Source organism: Brumimicrobium sp. (genome assembly GCA_023957385.1).
Classification (GTDB): domain Bacteria; phylum Bacteroidota; class Bacteroidia; order Flavobacteriales_D; family Crocinitomicaceae; genus Brumimicrobium.
This window is the reverse complement of the sequence record JAMLGZ010000001.1, coordinates 500,777-524,933: the sequence shown is the minus strand read 5'-3', so window position 1 is coordinate 524,933 and position 24,157 is coordinate 500,777. Positions and strand designations below refer to the sequence as shown.

The 24,157-nt window shown below is 34.7% G+C and carries 21 protein-coding genes; 7 read left to right on the top strand and 14 right to left on the bottom strand.

Translation table 11 applies throughout. From position 1 onward, the window contains the following. Nucleotides 1-40 precede the first annotated feature (40 nt). Complete coding sequence (gene mfd, locus M9897_02280) at nucleotides 41-3,385, bottom strand: transcription-repair coupling factor (GenBank protein MCO5267706.1); 3,345 nt, start codon at nucleotides 3,383-3,385, stop codon at nucleotides 41-43. Nucleotides 3,386-3,894: 509 nt separating this feature from the next. Here mfd and M9897_02275 point away from each other — a divergent pair. Beyond that, nucleotides 3,895-5,301 carry a cbb3-type cytochrome c oxidase subunit I gene (locus tag M9897_02275; protein ID MCO5267705.1) on the top strand — a complete coding sequence of 469 codons (1,407 nt, stop codon included), beginning with the start codon at nucleotides 3,895-3,897 and terminating at the stop codon, nucleotides 5,299-5,301. Between the two features lies 1 nt (nucleotide 5,302). Here M9897_02275 and M9897_02270 read toward each other — a convergent pair whose 3' ends face one another. Further along, nucleotides 5,303-5,623 (bottom strand): hypothetical protein, encoded by a 321-nt coding sequence (locus M9897_02270; GenBank protein MCO5267704.1) that lies wholly within the window; start codon nucleotides 5,621-5,623, stop codon nucleotides 5,303-5,305. A 152-nt stretch (nucleotides 5,624-5,775) separates the two neighbouring features. Here M9897_02270 and M9897_02265 point away from each other — a divergent pair, with 152 nt between their 5' ends. Together M9897_02265 and M9897_02260 are read left to right on the top strand one after the other, a co-directional pair. After that, a complete protein-coding gene (locus tag M9897_02265; protein ID MCO5267703.1) occupies nucleotides 5,776-7,464 on the top strand; it encodes an acyl-CoA dehydrogenase family protein in 1,689 nt (562 codons plus the stop codon). 54 nt (nucleotides 7,465-7,518) lie between these two features. After that, nucleotides 7,519-8,031, top strand: coding sequence for an acyl-CoA thioesterase (locus M9897_02260; GenBank protein MCO5267702.1), 513 nt, complete (start codon nucleotides 7,519-7,521; stop codon nucleotides 8,029-8,031). Here the strand turns inward: M9897_02260 and M9897_02255 are convergent, their stop codons facing one another. From M9897_02255 to M9897_02245, 3 genes are read right to left on the bottom strand one after another with little or no spacing between them, the layout of a single operon-like run. Further along, complete coding sequence (locus tag M9897_02255; protein MCO5267701.1) at nucleotides 8,032-9,087, bottom strand: RluA family pseudouridine synthase; 1,056 nt, start codon at nucleotides 9,085-9,087, stop codon at nucleotides 8,032-8,034. 3 nt (nucleotides 9,088-9,090) lie between these two features. After that, nucleotides 9,091-11,349, bottom strand: coding sequence for a T9SS type A sorting domain-containing protein (locus M9897_02250; GenBank protein MCO5267700.1), 2,259 nt, complete (start codon nucleotides 11,347-11,349; stop codon nucleotides 9,091-9,093). 13 nt (nucleotides 11,350-11,362) lie between these two features. Continuing rightward, on the bottom strand, nucleotides 11,363-12,169 hold the full coding sequence (locus tag M9897_02245; GenBank protein MCO5267699.1) for a PASTA domain-containing protein: 807 nt from the start codon (nucleotides 12,167-12,169) through the stop codon (nucleotides 11,363-11,365). A gap of 96 nt (nucleotides 12,170-12,265) precedes the next feature. Here M9897_02245 and M9897_02240 point away from each other — a divergent pair, with 96 nt between their 5' ends. The 3 genes from M9897_02240 to M9897_02230 are packed head-to-tail and all read left to right on the top strand — an operon-like array spanning nucleotide 12,266 to nucleotide 14,515. Further along, nucleotides 12,266-12,895 (top strand): SprT-like domain-containing protein, encoded by a 630-nt coding sequence (locus M9897_02240; GenBank protein ID MCO5267698.1) that lies wholly within the window; start codon nucleotides 12,266-12,268, stop codon nucleotides 12,893-12,895. Next, on the top strand, nucleotides 12,892-13,959 hold the full coding sequence (locus M9897_02235) for a mannose-1-phosphate guanylyltransferase (protein ID MCO5267697.1): 1,068 nt from the start codon (nucleotides 12,892-12,894) through the stop codon (nucleotides 13,957-13,959). The genes M9897_02240 and M9897_02235 overlap by 4 nt, the downstream gene beginning before the upstream one ends. Nucleotide 13,960: 1 nt before the next feature. Then, nucleotides 13,961-14,515 (top strand): hypothetical protein, encoded by a 555-nt coding sequence (locus M9897_02230; protein MCO5267696.1) that lies wholly within the window; start codon nucleotides 13,961-13,963, stop codon nucleotides 14,513-14,515. 287 nt (nucleotides 14,516-14,802) lie between these two features. Here the strand turns inward: M9897_02230 and hflX are convergent, their stop codons facing one another. From hflX to M9897_02190, 8 genes are all read right to left on the bottom strand, one after another. Continuing rightward, a complete protein-coding gene (gene hflX / locus M9897_02225) occupies nucleotides 14,803-16,002 on the bottom strand; it encodes a GTPase HflX (GenBank protein ID MCO5267695.1) in 1,200 nt (399 codons plus the stop codon). 20 nt (nucleotides 16,003-16,022) lie between these two features. Next, nucleotides 16,023-16,460, bottom strand: a complete 438-nt coding sequence (locus tag M9897_02220) for a hypothetical protein (GenBank protein MCO5267694.1) — start codon at nucleotides 16,458-16,460, stop codon at nucleotides 16,023-16,025. A 34-nt stretch (nucleotides 16,461-16,494) separates the two neighbouring features. After that, on the bottom strand, nucleotides 16,495-17,334 hold the full coding sequence (locus tag M9897_02215; protein ID MCO5267693.1) for a 3'(2'),5'-bisphosphate nucleotidase CysQ: 840 nt from the start codon (nucleotides 17,332-17,334) through the stop codon (nucleotides 16,495-16,497). Nucleotides 17,335-17,336: 2 nt separating this feature from the next. After that, nucleotides 17,337-18,065 carry a deoxyribose-phosphate aldolase gene (deoC, locus tag M9897_02210; protein MCO5267692.1) on the bottom strand — a complete coding sequence of 243 codons (729 nt, stop codon included), beginning with the start codon at nucleotides 18,063-18,065 and terminating at the stop codon, nucleotides 17,337-17,339. Nucleotides 18,066-18,159: 94 nt separating this feature from the next. Then, nucleotides 18,160-18,837 carry a TonB family protein gene (locus tag M9897_02205; protein MCO5267691.1) on the bottom strand — a complete coding sequence of 226 codons (678 nt, stop codon included), beginning with the start codon at nucleotides 18,835-18,837 and terminating at the stop codon, nucleotides 18,160-18,162. A 111-nt stretch (nucleotides 18,838-18,948) separates the two neighbouring features. Then, nucleotides 18,949-19,908: an OmpA family protein gene (locus M9897_02200; GenBank protein ID MCO5267690.1), complete on the bottom strand. Its 960-nt coding sequence runs from the start codon at nucleotides 19,906-19,908 to the stop codon at nucleotides 18,949-18,951. A gap of 102 nt (nucleotides 19,909-20,010) precedes the next feature. Further along, on the bottom strand, nucleotides 20,011-20,589 hold the full coding sequence (locus M9897_02195) for a hypothetical protein (GenBank protein MCO5267689.1): 579 nt from the start codon (nucleotides 20,587-20,589) through the stop codon (nucleotides 20,011-20,013). Nucleotides 20,590-20,654: 65 nt separating this feature from the next. Then, a complete protein-coding gene (locus M9897_02190) occupies nucleotides 20,655-21,743 on the bottom strand; it encodes a T9SS type A sorting domain-containing protein (protein MCO5267688.1) in 1,089 nt (362 codons plus the stop codon). Between the two features lie 122 nt (nucleotides 21,744-21,865). On the opposite strand from M9897_02190, the gene M9897_02185 reads away from it, so the two are divergent. Further along, nucleotides 21,866-23,536 carry a hypothetical protein gene (locus M9897_02185; GenBank protein MCO5267687.1) on the top strand — a complete coding sequence of 557 codons (1,671 nt, stop codon included), beginning with the start codon at nucleotides 21,866-21,868 and terminating at the stop codon, nucleotides 23,534-23,536. On the opposite strand, the gene M9897_02180 is transcribed toward M9897_02185, so the two are convergent. Continuing rightward, nucleotides 23,528-24,154, bottom strand: coding sequence for an SCO family protein (locus M9897_02180; protein ID MCO5267686.1), 627 nt, complete (start codon nucleotides 24,152-24,154; stop codon nucleotides 23,528-23,530). The genes M9897_02185 and M9897_02180 overlap by 9 nt on opposite strands. Nucleotides 24,155-24,157 lie beyond the last annotated feature (3 nt).

The following is a 24,157-nucleotide window of genomic DNA, read 5'->3' as shown; positions in this document are numbered from 1 at the left end:
TGCAAAAGGCTGTTTCAATTGAAGCAGCCTTTTTTAATTGTTATAAAGGCATCATTACCTCACTTAAACGTGTTAGAGCATCATTAATATCTTTCACATCTGAGTAGATTAGACGTAATCTATTATCTTTTTCACTCATCTTTACTCCCTTGGGATTACGCTGAATATAATTCAATACTTGAGTGAATTTAGGCCCTTGATAATAGCTATGTTCTGGATTCTCATTAAAATACCCAATCATTTTTTGAGATTTAATGACCAAGCGTACAAACCCAATCTCTTGAGCCTTCCATCTAAGCTGGAGAGATAAAAATAAATCCTCTACGGACTGTGGAAGCGGACCAAAACGATCAATCAAACCGTTTTTAAACGTTTTTAAATCGTTTGGATTATCCAGATTATCTAAATCTTGATAGAGAGACAAACGTTCATTGACATTATTTACATAATCATCTGGAATGCGAATTTCCAAGTCAGTCTCTAATACACATTCTTGTGTATGTTGTTGAAAATCATCCGTTTCTCTCTCTTCAAAAAGTTGTTTAAATTCTGTCTCCCTTAACTCTTCGATTGCTTCATTGAGGATTTTTTGGTACATATCGAAACCTATATCAGCAATAAATCCACTTTGTTCTCCCCCTAATAAGTTTCCAGCTCCTCGAATATCTAAATCTTTCATAGCAATACTAAATCCAGAACCTAAATCTGAAAATTGTACCAGTGCGTTTAAACGTTTCTGTGCTTCTGAAGTTAGCATATTATATCTGGGGGCTATCAGATAACAAAATCCTTTTCGATTAGATCGTCCTACTCTACCACGCAACTGGTGTAAATCGCTCAAACCAAAATTATGCGCATGATTAATGATAATCGTATTTGCATTAGCAATGTCAATACCTGATTCAATAATCGTAGTTGCTAACAACACATCATATTCGTGATTGATGAAATCCATCATAACTTTCTCCAATTTAGCACCATCCATTTGACCATGACCAATGCCAACGCGAACTCCTGGACACAAACGTTGTATCATTCCGGAAACTTCCTGAATGTTTTCTAATCGATTATGGACAAAATATACCTGCCCATTACGACTTATCTCATACGAAATAGCATCCCGAATGACTTCTTCATTAAATTCAATAACTTCTGTAAGTACTGGTTGTCGATTAGGAGGAGATGTATTAATAACACTTAAATCACGAGCACCCATTAAGGAGAACTGAAGTGTACGTGGAATCGGTGTAGCTGTTAGAGTTAACGTATCAACCGTAGCTTTCAACGTTTTTAATTTATCCTTTACAGAAACACCAAATTTCTGCTCTTCATCAATAATGATCAAACCTAAATTTTTAAACTTAACATTATTAGATGCCATTTTGTGAGTCCCTATCAGGATATCAATTTTGCCATCAGCTAAATCTTTCAGTGTTTCCGTTGTTTTAGCAGTTGACTTAAAACGGTTAACATAATCAACTCGCACGGGAAAATCCTTTAAACGTTCTGAAAAACTTCTGTAATGTTGTAAAGAAAGAATCGTAGTTGGTACTAAAACAGCCACTTGTTTCCCATCTGTAGCTGCTTTAAAAGCGGCACGTACAGCAACTTCTGTTTTTCCAAATCCAACATCACCACAAATCAAACGATCCATTGGAATATCCTTCTCCATATCTCGTTTTACAGCTTCCGTTGCTTTTAATTGATCTGGCGTATCTTCATAAATAAAGGAAGCTTCTAACTCATGCTGTAAATAAGTATCAGGAGAGAAAGCAAAACCAGGCTGACTCTTTCGCTTGGCATACAATTGAATCAAATCAAAGGCAATCTCCTTTATTCTTTTCTTTGTTTTTTGCTTTAATTTCGACCAGGTTTGAGAACCTAATTTATGCATGGTTGGCGGTGTTCCATCTTTACCAGTAAACTTAGAGATACGATGTAGTGAGTGGATGGAAACATACAACACATCATTATCTTTATATACTAAACGAATGGCTTCCTGTGGTTTGCCATTGACATCAATCGTTTCCAAACCGCTAAAACGACCAACCCCATGATCAATGTGTGTTACAAAATCACCTTTTTGGAGACTCTGTAATTCTTTGAGAGTTAAAGCTTGTTGTGCTTGCTTGAAACCTTCTTTTAAGCGGAATCTATGATAACGTTCAAATAATTGATGATCTGTATAGCAAACTAACTTCAACGATTCATCCACAAATCCTTCATGTATCGCCTGATGAATAGGGGTAAATTCAGCCTTTTCACCCATATCTTTAAGAATATCAATAATACGCTCAATTTGTTTAGGTTGATTGGAGAATATATAATTATGGAAGGCTGATTTTTTCTTTAATACCAACTCTTGAGATAAAATCTCAAAGTTCTTATTAAAAGCTGGTTGTGCTTTCTGATTAAAATCAATTCTATATGCTTCGTGATGCGTATAATCAGGTCCCCACTCCACTTGAGAAAATAAGGCAATTTGTTTTTCAAATTCACTTGGGTGAAAAAATAAATCGGCGGGAGGGCTATGTTTTACTCCTGTATCGGGTAAATTATCAAAAATCTCAGCTGCTTTCTTGTATTCATTTTCTAATTGACCAAGAATCTCTTTATATGAACTGAGCCAAACTTGTGTATTTGACCCTAAGAAGGATAGAAAACTTCCATTTTCTTCTTTCTTCAAAGAGATTTGGATATGAGGTACAATATGGAAAAACCCATGTTCTTTAACTGACAATTGTGTTACCGGATCAAAAGATCGTATAGATTCTATCTCGTCACCAAAAAACTCCAATCGATAGGGATGATCATTAGAATAGGAAAAAATATCCAGAATACCTCCTCTTATCGCAAATTGTCCTGGTTCATATACAAAATCAACAATGGAAAAACCTTGTTCCATCAGAAATTCGTTCAAAAATTCAATATCATAATCCCTTCCTCTTTCAACTTTAAAGGAATTATCTTCGATGCGTTGTTTAGTGGGTACTTTTTCAAAAAGTGCTTTTGGATAAGTTATTATCAGGGAATTAGGATTCTTAGAAATTAAATCAAGTGCCTCCGTTCTACTAACTACATTAGCATTGTCCGTTTTTTCTAATTGATAGGGGATTTTAAAAGAAGACGGATAAAATACGATGCGTTGATCATCACCGTAAATACTTTGTAAATCATTCAGAAAATAGGCCGCTTCCTCTTTATCTTGTAGGATAAATAGATGATGTCCCGGAACCTGTTCAGTTACAACACTAGCTGCAAAAGCTTTCCCTGAGCCTACAACTCCTCTCCACTGGATAAACGCAGGTCTACTACGAAGTCTATCGATTGTTTCTTTAACCGTTTCAAGTTTCTGAAATTCCTTTTGTACACTTTGAATATCCACGCAAAAATATTGTGAGTGCAAAGGTAAGAGATTCATTAGGTTTATGCAAAGCTCATAGAAGTTTTAATATTAAATACGAATGCTAGGTAGTATTCATTGTAAAGATTTAAGAAATGAAATAGTTAACAAAAGACCCCGAATACTACAATGTCAGTCCTCGATACCCTTCGGCAAGCTCAGGACAGGCAAATTTTTCTGCGAAAAATCACTCGACCTGACAGTCCATTCGGTTGTCAGACCAAGTATACCGAAAAATGAGGAATGCATGTCCTGAGTACACCAAAGGGTATCAAGGGTTAACAGTTCATCCAGTTGTCAGACCGAGTTTTTTGACGATAGGAGAAAAATGTATCGAGGACTGACAACGTACCGAGGACTGACAACGTATCGAGGACTGACAACGTACCGAGGGCTGACAACGTACCGAGGACTGACAACATAAGCAAACTTTCCATTCTAATATTTCCCATTCATCAAAAAAAACTAAATTTGTCGAAAATTTGAAACTCATGGCTAACGATACAAACAATTCCTCATCAGATAAAAAAGAATTAATACATTCTCCTATTATTTCTAAACCTTGGTTTTACTTAAGTATTGGATCACTTTTATTGGCGGGATTAATGTCACTTGCCTTTATCTTTGGTAGAGCTCCTTTTATCAGTAAAATATTTACGGATCCTATGTGGGTAAAGCGTGTATTAGTTGTACATGTTGATTTAGCATTGATTATTTTCTTGTATTCATTCATTTGTGGGATGTTTTTATTAATCCCCCGAAACAACACTAAACTTATATTACAAAAGCCTGCTTTGTACTTAGCCATTATAGGAACGCTCATATTAATTTTTAATTTAGCTATTCCCAATACGACACCAGTATTAAATAACTATGTACCTGTATTAGATCATAAATTATATCTAGTTGGTTTACTTCTTTTTGGGATTTCTTTGATCATGGTTATTGCGAATCGTTATTTATTTTTTAATTATTCAAAGTATGAAGAATTAGAATTCAAAATTTTAGCGAAAGATGCTATCCCTGCACTTCAAGCTTCTGCTATCCTATTTATTGTAAGTATTATCTTATTTGTCATCTCATACTTTCAAACTGAAAAAGGATTACCTACCCAAACATATTATGAGTTTATGATGTGGGGAGGAGGACATATTCTTCAGTTCGTTAATGCAGCAGCGACAGTTGCAGTATGGCTAATGCTATTTAAAAAGATTACCAAACGTACAGCACTTAGTTATAAATTTTCAGCTATCTTATTTATTATTTATGTAATTCCACCTCTTTTTTCTCCACTTTTAATACAAGATGGAACATCATCTGGAACCTATTATATTGGTTTCTCACAGTATATGCGCTGGGGTATTTTCCCTATCGTTTCTACCATTATTATTGTACTTTTCTATCAACTTTGGAAAGCAGGAAAAGAGAAATTATATGAAGAGAAGGCACTACAAAACCCACTCTTTAATGGATTGATTGTAAGTATGACCTTTATGTCCCTAGGTTTCTTGATTGGTGCATCAATTCGTGGTTTAGGCCCAAACACCCTGACTCCAGCACATTATCATTCCACATTAGGATCAGTAACAATCGCATTTATGACAGCTACCTATGTCTTAATGGAAGTATATGGAAAACCTTTCCCAACAGTAAAGGTGAAAAAATTAGCAGCCAAACAACCTTTTGTCTTTGGAATTGGAATGCTCTTATTTGTTATCGGTTTTGCTTATGCCGGGTCACACGGATTAGAACGTAAGAAATTTGGAACCGATCAGATTATTGCCACAAACGAAGCCATGATAGGACTCATCATTGCAGGTATTGGAGGTTTACTCGCAGTAACAGGAGGAATCATGTTTTTAATCGCTATTTGGAAAAGTTTCAAGGGAGCTAAATAGACTACTTATTTGGATATTTATTAGCTACATAGGTAATTGTTCTAGCCACGCAAGCAGCATCACAACGATCTGCCAGAAATCCTGAACCACAACCATTGAGTTCAGCTAAAATTGCTAATAATTCTTCTGCTTCCGAACTTTGGGGATACAGGCTCCCATCTTGTTTTGCTTTCTTTTCATACTCCTCAACAGCTTGTATCATAGTATGAGCCATCTGGGTTGCAGAAATTTTATGTGAAAGAAATTCGGGACTTATGGTAACTACCTTAGATATGGCATCTTGCATATCTTTTATTTGAATATTAGAGTTATTAGTTGACATTATTTAATTTTAACATTTTAAGTATAACATTCTGCAAAAAAAAGAGTTTATGTGATTATATAAAAAGCTTTTTATTTGCTCATTTTTAAATACTCAAGAAGCTAACTTATTTAAGAAATAATTTTTAACTTTAAAAAAATAAAACTACTACTATGCATAATGAATATAACACACACGAAGTGTTTAATCAATATACTGAAATTTCGGATTATAACCTTTTTACTACAGATCAAGTACTTCAAGATTATTTCATAAAACATCACTTACATGAAATGGCAGAAGATCTTAAGATTTTTGGAGAACAAATAGGAAGTGAAGAGAGTTATCATGACGGATCTCTGGCAAACGCCTATACTCCCATCTTACACTCATTTGATAATCGGGGAAATCGAACAGATTTTGTTGAATTTCATCCAGCATGGCATCGATTTATGGCTTACTGTAAAACTACGGGATTAATTGGACGAGGATACGCCAGTAATGAACCCTTCCGTTGGTCTTATGTAGCAGCCAACTTTATGATGCAAACACAAGTAGAGGCTGGTGCTCTTTGTCCTGCTACAATGACACTTGCTTGTATTCCGCTCATACAGAAAGAGCCCAAACTTTGGGAGGAATTAAAAGATAAATTAGTGAGTTCTGAATACGATGAAAGAGATATACCTATTGCCCAAAAAAAATCTATTTGGATAGGTATGGGAGTAACGGAAAAACAGGGTGGATCTGATGTACGAACGAATACTACTTATGCTACTCCTATGGGAGAATCCGGGCGAGGTCATGCATACAAAATTACAGGTCATAAATGGTTCTTCTCTGCCCCCATGTGTGACGCTCACCTAGTTGTTGCAAAAACTACTGATACGAATGAGATTTGCACTTTTTTTGTTCCTCGTTGGAAATCAGATGGCACAAAAAATCCTCTACAAATTCAACGACTCAAAGAAAAACTTGGTAATAAATCCAATTCCAGTTGTGAGATAGAATTCAGGAATGCCTATGGTATCTTAATCGGTGAGGAAGGGCGAGGTATACCTACAATTATGGAAATGGCAAATACAACTCGATTTTGTTGTGTTTTAGGCAGTGCAGGAATAGCACGTCAAGCAACAGTGCAAGCAATTGCTTATGCACAACGCCGAGAAGCATTCGGAAAAACGCTTTATAACCAACCGTTAATGCGAAATGTATTAGTAGATATGGCTCTGGAAACAGAAGCAGCACAAGTACTGGCTCTCCGTCTAGCAGAAGCATTTGAAAAAGGAGACAGTGATTCTACTGCACTCGCTTGGAAGCGTTTTATGACTCCTGCTTCCAAATTCTGGGTGTGTAAAAGAGCAGAAGCTATAACTGCAGAGGCTATGGAAGTATTCGGCGGAAATGGTTACATTGAGGACGGGAATGCTATAATGGCTCGTTTATATAAAGAATCACCTGTGAATTCAATTTGGGAAGGTTCAGGTAATGTGATGTGTTTGGATGTTTTACGTGTTGTAAACAAACATCCTCAAATGGTAGAGTCTATTTTGGATGAGCTAAAAAGAATGTCTGAAGGAGACGAGCGGATTTTAAAAGAACTTGCTACTTTATTACATCTCTTCCGTTCAAATCAAACTACACTTGAATCCAAAGGGCGTGTACTCACTGAAAAATTAATGCTAATTACACAAGCTTGTCTGCTCAAAAAAGAATCTCCAAAATTTATAAGTGAAGCTTTTATCGAATTAAGATTAGTGCAGGGAATTACGGGGAATTTTGGGGCATTTGATGGAGAACAAATTGATTATGAACAGATTTTAAAAAGAGCATTTCCATTAATAGGTATAAAAAATGAAGGGTAGATAGATTTATTATGAATCATTCCCATATATTCTTTATTTTTGCCAAAAAAAGACATGAAAGGTAAAACTCCCTCCGAATCAAAAACTATTACCACTAAGATTGTTCTACCAAACGATACAAACGACCATGGAAATCTATTTGGTGGTGCCTTATTAAGTTGGATGGACATTACAGCTGCTATTGCTGCACAACGCCATTCTCGTCGTGTTGTGGTTACAGCAAGTGTAAACAATGTAAGTTTCAAAACACCCATTAAAGAATCTTCAGTGGTTACAGTAGAAGCAAAGGTATCACGAGCTTTTACCAGTTCCATGGAAGTATATATTGATGTGTTCGTTGAAGATCAAGTATCAGGCGAGCGTGTGAAGCACAACGAAGCAATATATACATTCGTTGCGGTAGATCAACATGGAGGGCCTATCAACGTTCCCCCATTAATTCCTGAAACAGAGGAAGAACAGACTCGCTTTGATGGAGCACTTAGAAGAAAACAATTAGCACTCATTTTAGATGGCAAAATGAAGCCAGAAGATGCTACAGAATTAAAGGCTTTGTTTGGAGCTTAATTACTCCTCGTTTCGAGCGGATAAATAGGTTTCCCAACGACTTAAAATTTGCTGAAAATTTGGAGGTAGATCAGAATCGAAACGCATGTATTCACCTGTTTTTGGATGTTCAAAACCAAGCGTTTTTGCATGTAAAGCCTGACCAGGTATTAACGCAAAATTATTTTCGACAAATTGCTTGTATTTGGTAAAAGTGGTTCCCTTTAAAATTTTATTTCCACCGTATTCTAAATCATTAAAAAGTGGGTGACCTATATATTTTAAGTGTGTACGAATCTGATGTGTTCTACCAGTCTCCAATTGACATTCTATCAAGGTAACATACCCATATCGACGAAGAACCTTATAGTGTGTTATGGCTACTTTTCCATGATCACCTTCCGGAAAAACAGTCATTAATTTTCGATTTTGTAAGGAGCGACCAAGATTTCCCTCAATGGTTCCTTCATCCTCTTTGACATCACCCCAAACTAAAGCTTGATAGCGACGTTCAGTTGTTCTATCGTAAAATTGTTTAGCCAATTTAGTGAGTGCATCTTCTGTCTTAGCTACAACCAATAAACCAGTTGTGTTTTTATCAATGCGATGTACTAATCCAGGGCGACCAAAATAGTCATTAGATTTTGTAGGTAATTGTTCAAAATGATAGATTAATGCATTCACAAGGGTGCCTGTATAATGTCCATAACTCGGATGAACAACCATATCAGCTTGCTTATTAACTACAATAACCTCATCATCTTCATAAATAATATCTAAAGGGATATCCTCAGGAATTAATTCAATCTCTCGAACAGGATAAGGCATGACTATAGATATCTCATCTAGGGGTTTAACCTTATAATTTTGTTTAACTGTGGCACCATTCACAAGAATATTTCCATTCTTAGCGGCATTCTGAATTTTATTGCGGGATGTATTTGGCATGCGGTCCAGCAAGAATTTATCAATTCTTAATACCTCTTGACCTTTATCTGCAACGTATTTATGATGTTCAAATAGTTCCTCACCCTCCTCATTCTCTACTGAGTCATCAAATTCTTCATCCAAATTCATAGTTTATTGTACTACTATTTTTTTAGTTTGAACTAGTTGATGATTATCTATTCTGCTGATTAAATAGATTCCTTTTTGAAGGAAAGAAATATCAACATTTTCTGTTTCTGTGAATGATTTTACAATTCTTCCATTGAGATCTCGAATTTCAAAAGAAGTTCCAAGAGATTCTTGTTCCATTCGGATATGAATCATTCCTCTACTTGGGTTGGGATAAACCACAAAATCAGTAGAAACTATTTTTTGCTCATTTTCTTCAATACCTAGATAAATATCCATGTTGCTTGTTACCACTGGTCTAATCATCAAAGAGCCAGCATAATTAGAATTATACCAATTTCCTCCCCCATCAATACTCCAGAATATTTTATCTGAATTATCAATATTTACATCTAACCCAATATTCAAACGCTCTTCTTCCAACTGACGCATACCAACAAAAAAGGTCTCTCCAACTCCCACTTTCATAGTGTCTTTAAAGAAATATGTTTTAAATTCATTTTGTCCATGAGTGTATATCGGTTGGTTCGGATAAAAGAACTGATCTTGGTATAGCACATTACCTGGTTTTCCATTTTTGTTATCCCATACAGTAAGTAAAAATAGATGATTGGAAACATCTACCACTGTGGGTACAAAATGAATACGTACAGCAATTAAGGAATCGGGTTGGTATGCTTCAAATTTATAGGCCAATAACCCTTGTTCTCCTGTTACACCATACGCTTTCTCAGCTGTTCCATCATCATACGCATAGTAATTTTCAAATACTTGTCTTCCAAAGGTTGTATCATTCACAGGATTATTTGGAAATTGTGCTGTAGCAATTCCTTCGTAATCAAAATAAGCCATGGTATCATTTCCTAGAGTGGGATTAAAGCTATATCCTGTAGAAAAATCATGGAAACTAGCATATGTTGTTCGAGGGGCATAGTTAATATTCCCTCCGGAGAGTGTGGAAGCATTCATTACAAAGCTACCTTCTAGACTTCCTTCATAATACACATTTACAGCACCATTTTGGTTGTTTTCAGTTAATTCACTTCCATTTCGTACCGTCATTTCAACTGCATCACTCATTTTTCCAGATGGATTATTCTGATAATGTTTCCATGGTACACTCGTATAATCTTTCAATAAACTATTGATAGGATATACAATGGCAAAATCTTTAAATAGTGTATCTTGATATCCTGAGGTAGCTCTCAAGTGCACATAATCAATATGAAAATGATCTAATAAACCTGCTTGTGACCCATAATTAATGAAACGGAACTGGAATCCTTTTGCAAAATAATTATCGTTTACTACTGGAATATGAGCTACTTTAAAATCGGTTGTTGCACCGCCATTAGTTCGCCATACACGTTTCCATTTATCCGCAATAGGAGAATAGAAATCCAAGAATAAAGAGTCTGTATTACTTTCTGGAATATCACCAAATCCTTCTTTTTGGTAGAGGAAACTAAAGTAGATAGAATCTGCCTTAGTATTTACCGATAAATCAAGTGGTTTAGCTAACAAAGTGTCTGCATTTGCATTGATACTTGAATTGAAATTATATGGGTATCCATTTTCGTCCAATCCATCAAAAGTAACCACACCTAATGACCATGGTTTTACGGCAAAACGATAATTATGATATGCCTGTCGATTTAACCAAAGTTTAGTTGGAGCATGGATAGTATCGAAAAAGATTCGAGCAGAATCTTGTACAAAATCCCATTTACTAGCATTCAACCAAATAGTATCAGCAGGATCTCCTGAACCATCCAATGTGTCTAACACATAAAACGGAGGATATGCATAATTCAATATATAATCAGGAGCATATTTAGATAAATCATCATATAAGAAACGAATAGAGTCAAAATAATAGTAAATCGTGGTATCCAATATAGGATCATAAATAGACTTAAAAGTTTTTGTATTAGTCAATTTAGTATCTGGATCTAATGGAAGAGAAGTATTCTCATCCAACATACGATAGTATAATTTTTCTCCTAAGGTTGGATCTCCTAAGGTGGCGTTATATTCCTGAAAATTATCTCTTGAGAATTCATCAAAAAATGGTAATGTAAGCGTATCCGTAAGATAAACCACCGTACTGTCAAAGCTATTTACAAGAGATTTATCCTTAATAGCTGAAACTTCTTTTTGTGTTTTGAATAAGTCTGGGTTGACCGTAATACGACTAACACCATCCTGTGCCCATAGAGGAAACATAGATAGTGTGAAAAATACGAGAAAAATTTGTTTCATAAATTAATATTTCCTAATCGTTATTATCTTCTGCATTAGGTGACAAGAACACAGTGATTGTAGATCCCATTGGAATCTTACTACTATCTCCCCCAATTGGTGTTTGGCGGATAATCTTAGCATTCAAACTATCGCTTTTGGTTTGACATGCGGAGCAGATAGAGAATAACTGCAAACTTGTACCTCCGTTAAAACGAGCTTCTGCTTCACTTATTGTAAGGCCAAGTAAATTCGGAACATCCACTAGAGCGCCTAAGGTTTTCTTTCCAACAGTTAACTCAATAACTGAATTAATAGGCACCTTCAACCCATGTGTGATTTTCTTTCCTTTATATTTTGCATCAATAACACCTCCTTGATCCTCAAAACTAGGTACATAAATCACCTTCGTACGTAAGCCTTTGGTAAGTAAAATCGCTTCTGCAAAACGCTGACTTTTACTGATTACATCAGGAACAATTACATCTCTAGAACGCTTAGAAACTCGAACCGTAATTACACGTCCTTGTTTGACTTTTACACCGCTTGAATCAGTAGGCATAGGATTTTGATAAATAATTGTTCCCGCTACTAAATCAGGGTTATATACCGAATCCAAAATTTCATATTCCAATTCACGATCTCCTATTAGTTTAGGAACATCCTTTATGTTGTTATTCAAGAAATTAGGAACATCTATTGTTTCCCCATGATGAGTGAATCCAGAAAAGTATAATTTACTTCCAAAAATAATAAGTATCCATGCGAGAATCACTAATGCAATATGAATTAAGATTTTCTTAATCATCAACACTTCGCTTAATTTCTGAAAAAATCCCATATCTGTATAATACGAAATAACAAAACTAATGAATTTGTTGAAACACTCTATATTCTCAGTGTAGATTTAAGGGAATTATTTTCTATTTTTGCTACTATGCTAAGCAAAAGAGAGAGAATCAGTAAATCGTTAAAAAGGTATGTACCAGAAGAATTTATTCCGTACATTACAGATTTGATGTTTTCCCAATCGCTCTCCTTTACAGTGAGTAAGCCTAGATCTACCAAATTAGGAGACTATAGCATGCCGCACAAAGATAAACCTCATCGCATCACAGTAAATGGCAACCTAAATCCTTACGCATTTATGATTACCACCATTCATGAATTTGCCCATTTAAACACACATGTGAAGCATGGTAGTAGAGTTAAAGCACATGGAGATGAATGGAAGGCAGAATTTCGCAGTCTTCTCATTCCAATTATTAATATGGGTACATTACCAAAAGATATTGAAATTGCTATTATTAAAAGCATTAACAATCCCAAAGCTTCTAGTTGTACAGATCTGCATCTATCTCGTGCCCTCAAAAAATATGATTTACGACAGGAATCTATGGTATTACTCGAAGAAGTTGGTAATAATTCCTATTTTCGCTTAAAAGATAGAGTGTTTCAGCGTGGAAATTTAAGAAGGAGTAGATATTTGTGTAAAGAAATTAAAACAGGTAAACAATTTTTAGTCAGTAGAATGGCTGAAGTAGAACCTATAAAAGAAACTATATGAACAAAGATAATTATGCAGTAATCATGGCCGGAGGAGTAGGGAGTAGATTTTGGCCTTTATCCGTAGAGGAAAGACCCAAGCAATTTCTGGATGTATTAGGCATTGGGAAGACCTTGATTCAATTGACGTATGAGAGGCTATTAAAAATTATCGCAAAAGAGAATATTTACGTTATTACCAATGAACGTTATAAAGCCTTAATTAAAGAACAATTACCTCAACTTAAAGCAAATCAGATATTGACAGAGCCTGAACGCAAGAATACCGCCCCTTGTATCGCTTATGCTGCTGCAAAGATTTATGCTATTAATAAAAAAGCAAATTTGTTGGTAGCACCCTCTGACCATCTGATTCTAAAAGAAGATAAATTTAAGAACATTGTAGAAATCGCTTTAAAACATTCAGCAAATAAAGCAAATATCCTTACTTTAGGTATAAAACCTTCCCGTCCAGATACAGGTTATGGATATATTCAATTCCATCTAGATGGAGATACCATTCCAGGGCAAGTTTCTAAAGTAAAGCAATTTACCGAAAAACCAAACCGAGAGGTGGCTGAAATATTTCTTAAAAGTGGTGACTACTATTGGAATTCTGGAATCTTTGTTTGGAAAGCATCTACTATCTTAAGTGCATTAGAAAAATTTAAACCTGAATTGTATAATCAATTTTGTGGCAACATGAGTGTTTATAATACCGCAAAAGAGGTTAAGTATGTAAACAAAGCATTCCAAGACTGTGAAAATATTTCTATTGACTTTGCGGTTATGGAGAATGCTAAAAATGTAGAAGTTGTTTTGGCTGACTTTGATTGGAGTGATTTAGGAACATGGGGAAGTTTATACAATCATTTAGATCGAGATGCAAACGGAAACTATATCAAAGGAGATAGAACTTTTGTTTTTAATTCTTCCAATTGTGTTATAAATTTATCTCATGATAAAGAAGCAATCATCCAAGGTTTACATGATTATATCGTTGTAGAATCAGGAAATAAATTGCTAATTCTAAATATGAAGGATGAACAAAATCTAAAGAATTATTTAAAAGAATTAGAAAAATAATATGAGCAATATTATTCCTAAACCATTTTATTCGGATGTGGATGGAGAAACATTTCATCACTGTAAAGTGTGTGGAGAATCTCTTTATAATGGACAACCTTACTCTATCGAGAAAGCTTTCAAACGCATTGATGAACACCAAGAAGTTACCATATTTGAAATAGCCATTTGTACTCCTTGTGCTGAAAAACAAGCAGCCAAAATGAGCAAACATTCCCGAGCCTATATGGAACAAGTCATGACGGAAAAAGGGATGATGGAAAAACGAACTGCTTTATGGGAAAATAATTGGGAAGAAAACTGGAACAAACGCTGTTTATTAACCAATAATGAAATAAAGCTCAATGATGAATACCACATTATTGGGAATTTTGTAAATGGAGAAGTAATTCTAAATGCAGCTCCTTTTGTGATAGGTCAAGAACTCATGGAAGAAATCCAAGAAAATCTTTCTTTAGAAACTAAAGAAGAAATGGACCGATTCGGAGAACAGTTTTTGGGACCTGACCCTGCATTAAGAGCGCTCTTAAAAGATTACCAATTTGTGTTAGTATAGCTACAAAATGATTTAATACAACCCGTTGTGCATCTACAAAAACTAATAAGAACAATAATCTCTACTATATATAGATTGTGTTTAATCTGCGAGGATGTAAGAAAATAGAATTTATTTAAAAAAATAGACCCCAAGCAACCAAGGTTCTCGGGGTGACAATTGTTGGGGGTTACTATCGGTCGGCAAAGCCGACCGCCTAACCCCCTCCATGTATTATCACCCCGACGGACGAAAGAGTGTCGGGATCTAAGATTATATCATGCATTTTACCTAAATGCACAACGGGTTTAATACAAGAAATTATTATAAGGATACCTTACTTCAAAAATTCGCTTTACTTCCTCGTAAAGTACGGTACGAAGTTCTTCCAAATTTTCTTTATTTTGAGCTGAAATAAATACGCATTTACGATTATTCATTTTAGCCATCCATTGTTTTTTAAGCTCTTCTAATGAATAGTTTCCCAACTCTTTTGGGTTTAAATCTCCATCTTCCTGAGGAATATAGTTATATGCATCTATCTTGTTAAAAACCAAAATAGTTGGCTTCTCCGTCTTATCGATTTCAGATAGAGTTTCATTAACTACACGATAATGATCCTCAAAATTTGGATGAGAAATATCTATCACATGAACTAACACATCCGCTTCTCTAACTTCGTCAAGTGTCGATTTAAAAGATTCTATCAACTGATGAGGGAGTTTTCGAATAAAACCTACTGTATCGGAAAGTAAAAAAGGTAAATTACCTAATACTACTTTCCTTACGGTAGTATCTAATGTTGCAAAGAGTTTATTTTCTGCGAAAACATCCGATTTACTCAGAACATTCATAATGGTACTCTTGCCTACATTGGTATATCCTACTAATGCAACACGAACCAGTTGCCCTCTATTTCCGCGCTGAACAGCTTTCTGCTTGTCAATATCCACTAATTTCTTTTTGAGTAAAGAAATTTTTTGTTTGATAATTCTTCGGTCTGTCTCAATCTGTGTTTCTCCCGGTCCACGCATTCCAATACCTCCTTTCTGACGTTCAAGGTGCGTCCACATTCGAGTTAGTCTTGGCAACAAATATTCATACTGTGCCAATTCAACTTGGGTACGCGCATGTGCGGTTTGTGCACGGGATGCAAAAATATCCAGAATCAACGTACTTCTATCGAGTATCTTTATATTTAAAATTTGCTCTATATTTCGAAGTTGTGCAGGAGAAAGTTCATCATCGAAGATAACTACATCAATCTCATTTTCTTTAACATAATCACGAACTTCCTCAATCTTACCACTTCCTAAAAAAGTACGCGTATCAGGCATATCCATTTTTTGCATAAACCGTTTTTGAGTATGTGCACCCGCAGTTTGTGCTAAAAACTCAAGCTCTTCGATATGATCTATCGCTTCTTTTTCATCCTTCCCTTTCTCAATAATTCCGATGAGAACAGCGCGCTCTCCTTCCCACTGAGAATTTAATTTACCAACTTCCATCTATAAAGCGATCACATTTTTTAGAAATATTGTGCTCCTACATTGTATAGGAAAGGCCAAGGAATTCCAACAAAAAGAATGATTAATCCTAAGCCATAATATTTAAAAATGATTTGATGTTTGGCTGTAGGATCTTCCAACTTACCTGCCTTCATCTTTCCAAGAGTTATTAGAGTTATGGCTATAACCATAATCAACACGTGTTCCATAGTAAAAAATCTCAACGTAGTTTCCTTCATCATTTCTTTGGCAAACTGAACCTTTGGGCTTTTGATGTATAATATCATTCCAAGCAATAACTGTATATGTAGAAATACCATCGTTAATAAATTAATGAGGTTATCTTTCTTGGTATAATTAGTTGCTTTTAATTTACGTGCTGCATTAATGATTGCTACCAATATAAATAAGAGAACAATATATCTCATTCCTGAGTGCGCTGCAATTAATCCTTTCATATTTTTAAATTTTTGTCAAAGATACCGAATATAATTATTCATCTATTATACTTTGCTGAATAAAATCGAGAGAAACTTGCACGGATGGATTATAGGCAATAAAATAGGGATTATACAAATCTTCTTTATTATAGGTTAATGATTTTCCAGTCATTACATCAATAATTTTTCCACCTACAGCTTCATATATAGCTTGTCCAGCAGCAATATCCCATTCCATAGTAGGAGCAAAACGAGGATACACATCTGCCCTACCGTTAACTAAATCAAAGAATTTAAGTGCAGACCCCATGCGAGTTGAACGTATTTCTCCCTGTTTTTTAGCTAAATCTTCAGCCAATAACAATAAATTTCCTGAATAGTGACTCTTAGAAGAAATAATATGTAAAGGGGAATTATGTGTTCCTAAGGTTGGTATTTTCTTCCATTTTTCAGGCTTAAGTGCATCACTATAAGAAAATTCATACGCTCCACTTCCAATTTCTCCGAGAATGATTTTTTTAAAGAAAGGAGATGCAATGAGACCGAAAATAGGTTGATTGTCCTCTATTAAAGCTATATTAACAACAAATTCGCCGTTTTTTTTGATAAATTCTTTTGTGCCATCCAAAGGATCAAAGCACCATGTTTGCTTCCAATTTTTTCGTTTGGAATATGGAGCTTTCTCTTGCTCTTCTCCAATGTAAGGGATAAATGTTAGATTAAGGTAGCGTTCAATAATTTCAGATGATTTTAAATCAGCAGATGTCATAGGGCTACCATCTTCTTTTATAGTTCGTTCAAAATCCAACACATAAATGCGTAGAATTTCATTGGAAGCTTCAAGAGCTGCTTCGATGGCAATTTTATATTTTTCAAAAAGATTTTGTACCACGTCTATACTAATTCTCTCATTAAATCCTTAATTAAGGAACTAGCACCTATGCGGAATGTTTTTGGAGTCATAAAATTTTTTCCTAAGTGCTTCTCTACTGCTTCACAGTATTTCACAGCATCTTCATAAGTTTTCACGCCACCACTAATTTTTAATCCAACCTTTTTTGCAGAGCCTGAGATAGCTTTTGCCATAACTTCAGCAGCTTCTATGCAAGCTCCTGGATATTCTTTGCCAGTAGAAGTTTTAAGAAAATCAGCGCCTCCTGCAATAGCTAATTCACATGCTTTTTGAATTCTCTCAGGAGTTTTTAAGTAACCCGTCTCTAAAATAACCTTAAGCGTCTGATTAGGCATTATTCCTTTAAATGCTCTCACTTCAGAAACTACTTGTTCATAATCTCCCTCATCAAAAGCCCCTAAGTTTAACACTATATCCACTTCATCTACACCAGCATCAAGTACTAATCCACATTCATGTATTTTAGTGGTAAGAAACCCTTGCGAGTTGGGAAAATTACCTGCCACAACGGCTACTTTAATTGAACTCTCTTGTAAGAGGTCAATGACTAAAGGAGCAAAATTAGGGAAAACACAAACAGCTGCTACCGAAAATCCTTGTTTATCATAATCGATTGCCTGCTGAATAAATGCTCTTATGCTAGTAGGTGAGTCATACGAATTAAGGGAAGTTAGATCAATAAAACTACAAATTTCTCGTTTAGTCCACATACGTTTAAAATTTACCCCACAATGTACAACATAAAAAGGAAAAAGCCTACCTATGGGCAGACTTTTTCTGAAAACAACTAAAATTATAGCTTCTTTAGTTTCTAAAACCAAAATTAAATGGAATACGACACCGTGTTCTAACATTTTCACCATTCACTTGAGCAGGCTTCCATTTTGGCATTTTTCGTACTACACGCATTGCTTCTGCGTCTAACTCTTTAGAAACACCTCTAATCACTTTAATTTGTTCGATGCTTCCATCCGTATTTACTACAAATTCAACAAAGACCTTACCTTGATCTCCAACAGTTTGAGAATATTCGGGATACTTTGTTTCTTCACCCATAAATTTTTTCATGGCAACCAAACCACCCGGAAACTCAGCTTCTAAATCTGGGTAAATAACAATGGGAGCTATTGGTTTATCAATAATTGGCTCAACAATTATAATAGGATCAACCTTTACAATTAATTTCTCATCCTCATCAACATTATCTTTTGTTTTAGAAAGCTCTGTTGGTTCAATGATAGGTTGGGGCATCTCAATAGGCTGTATGATAGGTACATCATTCTCTATTATTTTTTCCTCTACAATGAATTCAATAGGAATATTATCCTTCATTTGAAGCCCTTGATTATTCTTTACCAAATACAAAGGTTCTTTATACGCAAAGGACATTGTTACAATACTTCCAATGATAAAAGCGCCTAAAAATACCAAAGGAACTCGTAGGCTCTCAATATCTGCTCGATGTTGTTTTTTAGTTTCCATAATTTTTCTTTTAAAATTTCGTTAACAAATATTTAACAAAACTTAAGCCAAAAATGAGAACCTATATAAACAAAGGGATGCAGAAGAAATAGGAAGATATATTACTCTCTCTTACTTGGAAATTAATTCAAATAAAGCATCCAATTTAGGTGCAATAATCACCTCAATACGGCGGTTTTTTGCTTTGTCATTTGGATCAATTGGATGAAATTCAGAGCGACCTGCTGCCGTAAGTATCGCTGGATTTATATCTGAATTTGCTGTCATGATTTCTACTACGGCTGTTGCTCTTAAAACAGATAATTCCCAGTTGTTTTTAGGAGAAACAGAACTACTTAATCGATCTGTATCTGTATGTCCTTCTACGACAATTTCCATATCATTTTCACCTTCTACAGCTTTTGCTAATTGGATAACAGCTGTTTTTCCAGTTGGATCAACCACCGTACTTCCCGAAGGGAATAATAATTTAGCTTCCAAACTCACATAAATCTTCCCGTTTTTTTCGACCACTGTTAACCCTTTACCCTCAAACCCAAGTAAAGCTTTTGCAATTTTATCCCTCAATGCTTTTACTGCGGCGTCTTGTTTTGCTATCATTTCCTCTAATTCACGAACTCTTTCTTCTTTCTCTGCAAGTAACTTCTGTTTTTCATTGAGGGTTCTTTCCATTGCCATCAATTCATCTTCTTTGCGCTGTGTCTCAATAATTTTACCTTCCAATTCAGCTTTCATACGGGCCAAATGTTGTGCGTCACTATTTTTGATTTTTTCCAATTCTTCTTCGAAGGCATCACTTAAACCAATTGCTTGCTTATATTTTGCCTTTAAAGCTCGATATTGGTTGCCGTAATTAGTTGTATCCTCTTTCAACTGCTTAATTTCCCCTTCTATCAGATCTAATCGAGCGAGAGCTGTTTTTAAATTTGCTTCATTGTCTAAAGCAGGTGTTTTATATTTATTTAATTCCTCACTGCAACTTTTTTCTTTAGCCAAAAGTTCATTATACTTCTTGGCTGGAACGCAAGATCCTAAGGTTATTACCAACATAAAGACAAATAAAATACGCATAGCTTCAATTTATGAGTTATCTCACAAATTTCGGAAATGTTACTACTAAAATAAATAAGGGATGAATTACTTGTAAACAACTAACTTTTAATAAAGGAGCTACTAATTAGGTTGTATCGTTACATTATAATCAAACATTTCTTCTCTTGCTCCCATTTTGGGCTCATATTTTACTTCTTTTAGAATTAATTCCTTTACCTCATCTATCAGTTTTTGATTATTTGTAGTTGTTCCTTCGTTTCTTACATTAACTCTAACTACTTTCCCACGATCATTCACAACCAAAGAGAAAGCAATAACAACTATGTCGGTATGAGGTGTTTCCGGAATTGAAGATAAGTTAGCTAAACGCATTCTTGGTTTTCCTCTCAGATCATTCATACCACCAGCTCCACTACCTAACTCTTTGGAAGAATTAAAAGGATTATCCGCTTGATTTACTTGTTGATATTTAGCTTTTAATACCCTATACTGATTGCCATAATTGGTCGTATCTTCTTTCAACAATTCAATAATTTCTTTTTGCACATCTAATTGCATGCTTTGCGTTTCTACAATAGTTTTGTATTCCTGTAAATCATCATTGCAAGTTTGTTGGTTAATCAAAAGTTCATGATACTTTTTAGCAGGCACACAAGCTCCCAAGACTATTACCAATATAAGAATAAAGAATATACGCATAAAACAATATAAAAAAGGTACCTGGTTATAATAACCAGATACCAACAAAGATAGCAAAAAGTCGATTACTTTATCAATTTCTGAACCTGTAACAACCTACCGTCTTTTGAATATTGCTTACAGATATATACTCCAGCATGCATATCAGAAACGTCAATCATTCCCTCATTCTCTATGGATACTATTTTTACACACCTCCCTTCTAAATTATAGAACTGAAGAGAAGATTCAGGAATATCAGTAGAGAAATGGATTTGATTATTGAAAGGATTAGGATATAAAGAAAGCTGTGAAGTTTGTTCTTCTTTTATTCCCATGGTGGATACTAATTTCATTTTATAATATTCTGTGAACTGAACCACGTTATTCTTATCGGCATAAGTAGTTAGCACAGGGTATTCTGTATCTTTATCAATATAGTAATAAATATTACTAGTATCTCTACTCCACTCTAAGGTAAAAACAGTCATTCCGTTTAATTTAATATATACTGTATCAGCTTTAATTCGATATTCATGCGCACGAACTACCTTATTAAAAGTTCCATACGGAGTAGTCAAAGTTCCCCACGCATCATATTCAAAAGTTTTAGAAGTTTTAGAAACATATAAGGTATCATAATCACTTGGATTTACCTGAAAAGTATATTGATAACTACTGAAATTAGAGTAAGTAGCATTTAAAACTCCAGGCAATGGAATAATCATTTCGTTTGGCATGATTGGAATTTTTTCATAAGCTACCGGACCATTTTCTGCTACAAATCCTTCTGACCAGAATCCAGTTGGATCTACTCTCCAAAACATATATCCTTCTGCCAGTGCAGACTGACCTACTGGGGCACCACCAAATAAACCACTATACATATAAGCCGGCCCTTTTGTGTAAAGAGTTGAACTCGGAAAATCTGATTGATAAGGAGTGAATTTAGTAGAGTCATACGTAGGCACTTTCGGATATGCTTCTGTTAATGAAGAATAATCCCATGATTGTGCAGTTTGTGAACCAGCAGGAATAGAGTAAGTAGAAGTATTATCTAGAGATACTATATAAGTCCACCCCGCCTGTGGCATAGATTCTTCTCCAATAGTTTCTTGTGCATATAGCGAGAAACCAAGTAAAATAAATATACATAAGTAGTAAACCTTTTTCATAATTTATAGTTTAATAGTTTAATAAACTATGAAATTAAAGTATATTGTGCTTAACAAAAAATCTTACACTACCGTATTTATAAGAAACTGATTTTAATCATATATCCATACAATCTAAGGAAATGAAGAACAGACAATTAACAAAGGCTCAAGAAGCTACTCAGGCGATAGAACGCATCTATGTTGCTATGCGACATTTGTTTAATCGTGGCTTTTATAAACCAATGGGCGTTTCAGGAATCATGTTACGAGAAAGTTTATTGGAGCTACAACCAGAGATTTATGGTTCTATAAAAGAAGAAAAAGTGGAATTGAATGGACTGGTATATGTTTTAGATAGATTACCAGAAGGTATTGAAGAATGTTCTATTATTAACCTTACAGGTGATGAAGGTTATAAATCATCTCACTTAAAGATTATCATCCCACCTAAAAGGAGGCGAATCTGTTATCGCTTAGATAAAGAGCAGATGAATATTGAGATTACTCGAGGGCGTTCTGATATCTATGATATTTTAACACATCTTACCTTTCTTTTTATTGAATCTCATAAAATTGCAAAAAGAGTAATCCTAGATGAAAAAGGAACCTTATCTAATGAGTGGAATAAGATACAAGAAATGCTTTCTCAAGATAATCTAACAGAAAAGGATATTGAAATCACCCTCTTTCATGTTGCCAGTATCACTGGAAGACCATTTCATGAAGTGCAAAACGTTTATAAAACGTTTTCAACCGATGAATGTCCACATAGATTTCTAAAAATAATCTATTGGATTGGAAAATTAGCAATCGACGAAATTTTGGATATCAATAAGCGAACTATTTTATTTAGTTCAATCCTTAGAGAACGAACTGGGCATCATTTTCATGGAGACGCATGGGCAAACAGAATTAAGAAAGAATTAAAAGAGCAACATCTCCTAACAAAACCTATTCATATCATTAGTGCTAATATGCATAGCGTGATGAATTATCTATTTGGGAAACAAATTATTCTACAAAAGAATAAAAATCTATCTAAGAGAGAAGTTTTTGAACGGTTGAGCATGGAAGAGAATACAAAAGAACGCAAAGACATTTTTGATTTTGCGCTTACACAAGGAATGACTTACTTAAAAGATAAATCAGGAACAAACATCGACGTTCAAATCTTTGATTTATCCAAGTTTGATTCAAGTCAAAGCTATCTCTCTCGTAAAATATTCAATCAAGGGGTAATCATCGTGATGGATTATGCTTTTGGAGAGCAGGCCTTTGAAACAATGGATGAACTACTTAAGCCTTATAAACAAGGTAAGGAAGAGGATATCTTTTTAAATATACAATCCATTTCCATCATGGGCAAGGCAGGAATTCTAAAAGGAAAAAAAGGAGATATTATGATACCACAGGCTCATATTTTTGAGGGAACGACTGATAATTATCCCTTTGAAAATGATTTTTATCTGGAAGATTTTGAAAAGGAAGATATTCGAAGTATAAAGGGGCATATGATAACTGTATTAGGAACCTCGCTTCAAAACAAAGATGTATTAACCTATTTTATGAAATCCACGTGGAATGTAATAGGATTGGAAATGGAAGGAGCACATTACCAGAAAGCTATTCAGGCTGCGTCAAAAATACGAAAGAGTGTTTCTCCAGACATAAAAATCAGATATGCCTACTATGCTTCAGACAATCCATTAGAAACAGGAAGCACATTAGCATCGGGGGGATTAGGTCTAACTGGAGTTAAACCAACTTACATAATAACTGAAAAGATATTGGAAAAGATATGTTTACTGTAAAGATAACTTTTCAATTTCTTCAACAACTTGGTCAATATTCTGATCTAAACCTTCTTTTTGGTATTGTAAGACACCATTCTGATCAAAAACACTTATAATATTTGAATGAGAAAAATCCAAAGGTGAAATACGCTTGTAACCTACAGCTAAAACATTAGCAAATTCACGCATATCATCCATATTTCCTCTCAAAAACATCCATTGGTCAGTATCCATCTCATTCTCTTTAGCAAATGCTTTCATCCTTTCAGGGGTGTCTGTTTCGGGGTCTATACTAACAAATACATATTTAGTCTGCTCGTTGGTATGGTCACTAACTTTTTCATAAATACGTCTAACATCAGCAACTAGTCTTGGACAAGAAGCTTTACAAGAAGTATAAATCATTACCGTAACAATAATGTCTCCACGTAAATCCTCTAATTTAATGGTTTCATTATTTTGATTGGTCCAAGTAGATGGTAAATGATATACAGAAAGTTCAGGTAATTCTCCTGAAAATGCTTCCTTTTCTGTTTTTAAATTTTCTTCATGAATAGCAGTATTTTCCTGATTAGAACAACTTTCTAAGAAAAAGAAACATAAGAAAATGATAGAAATATAGTTGAATTTAGTCATCGT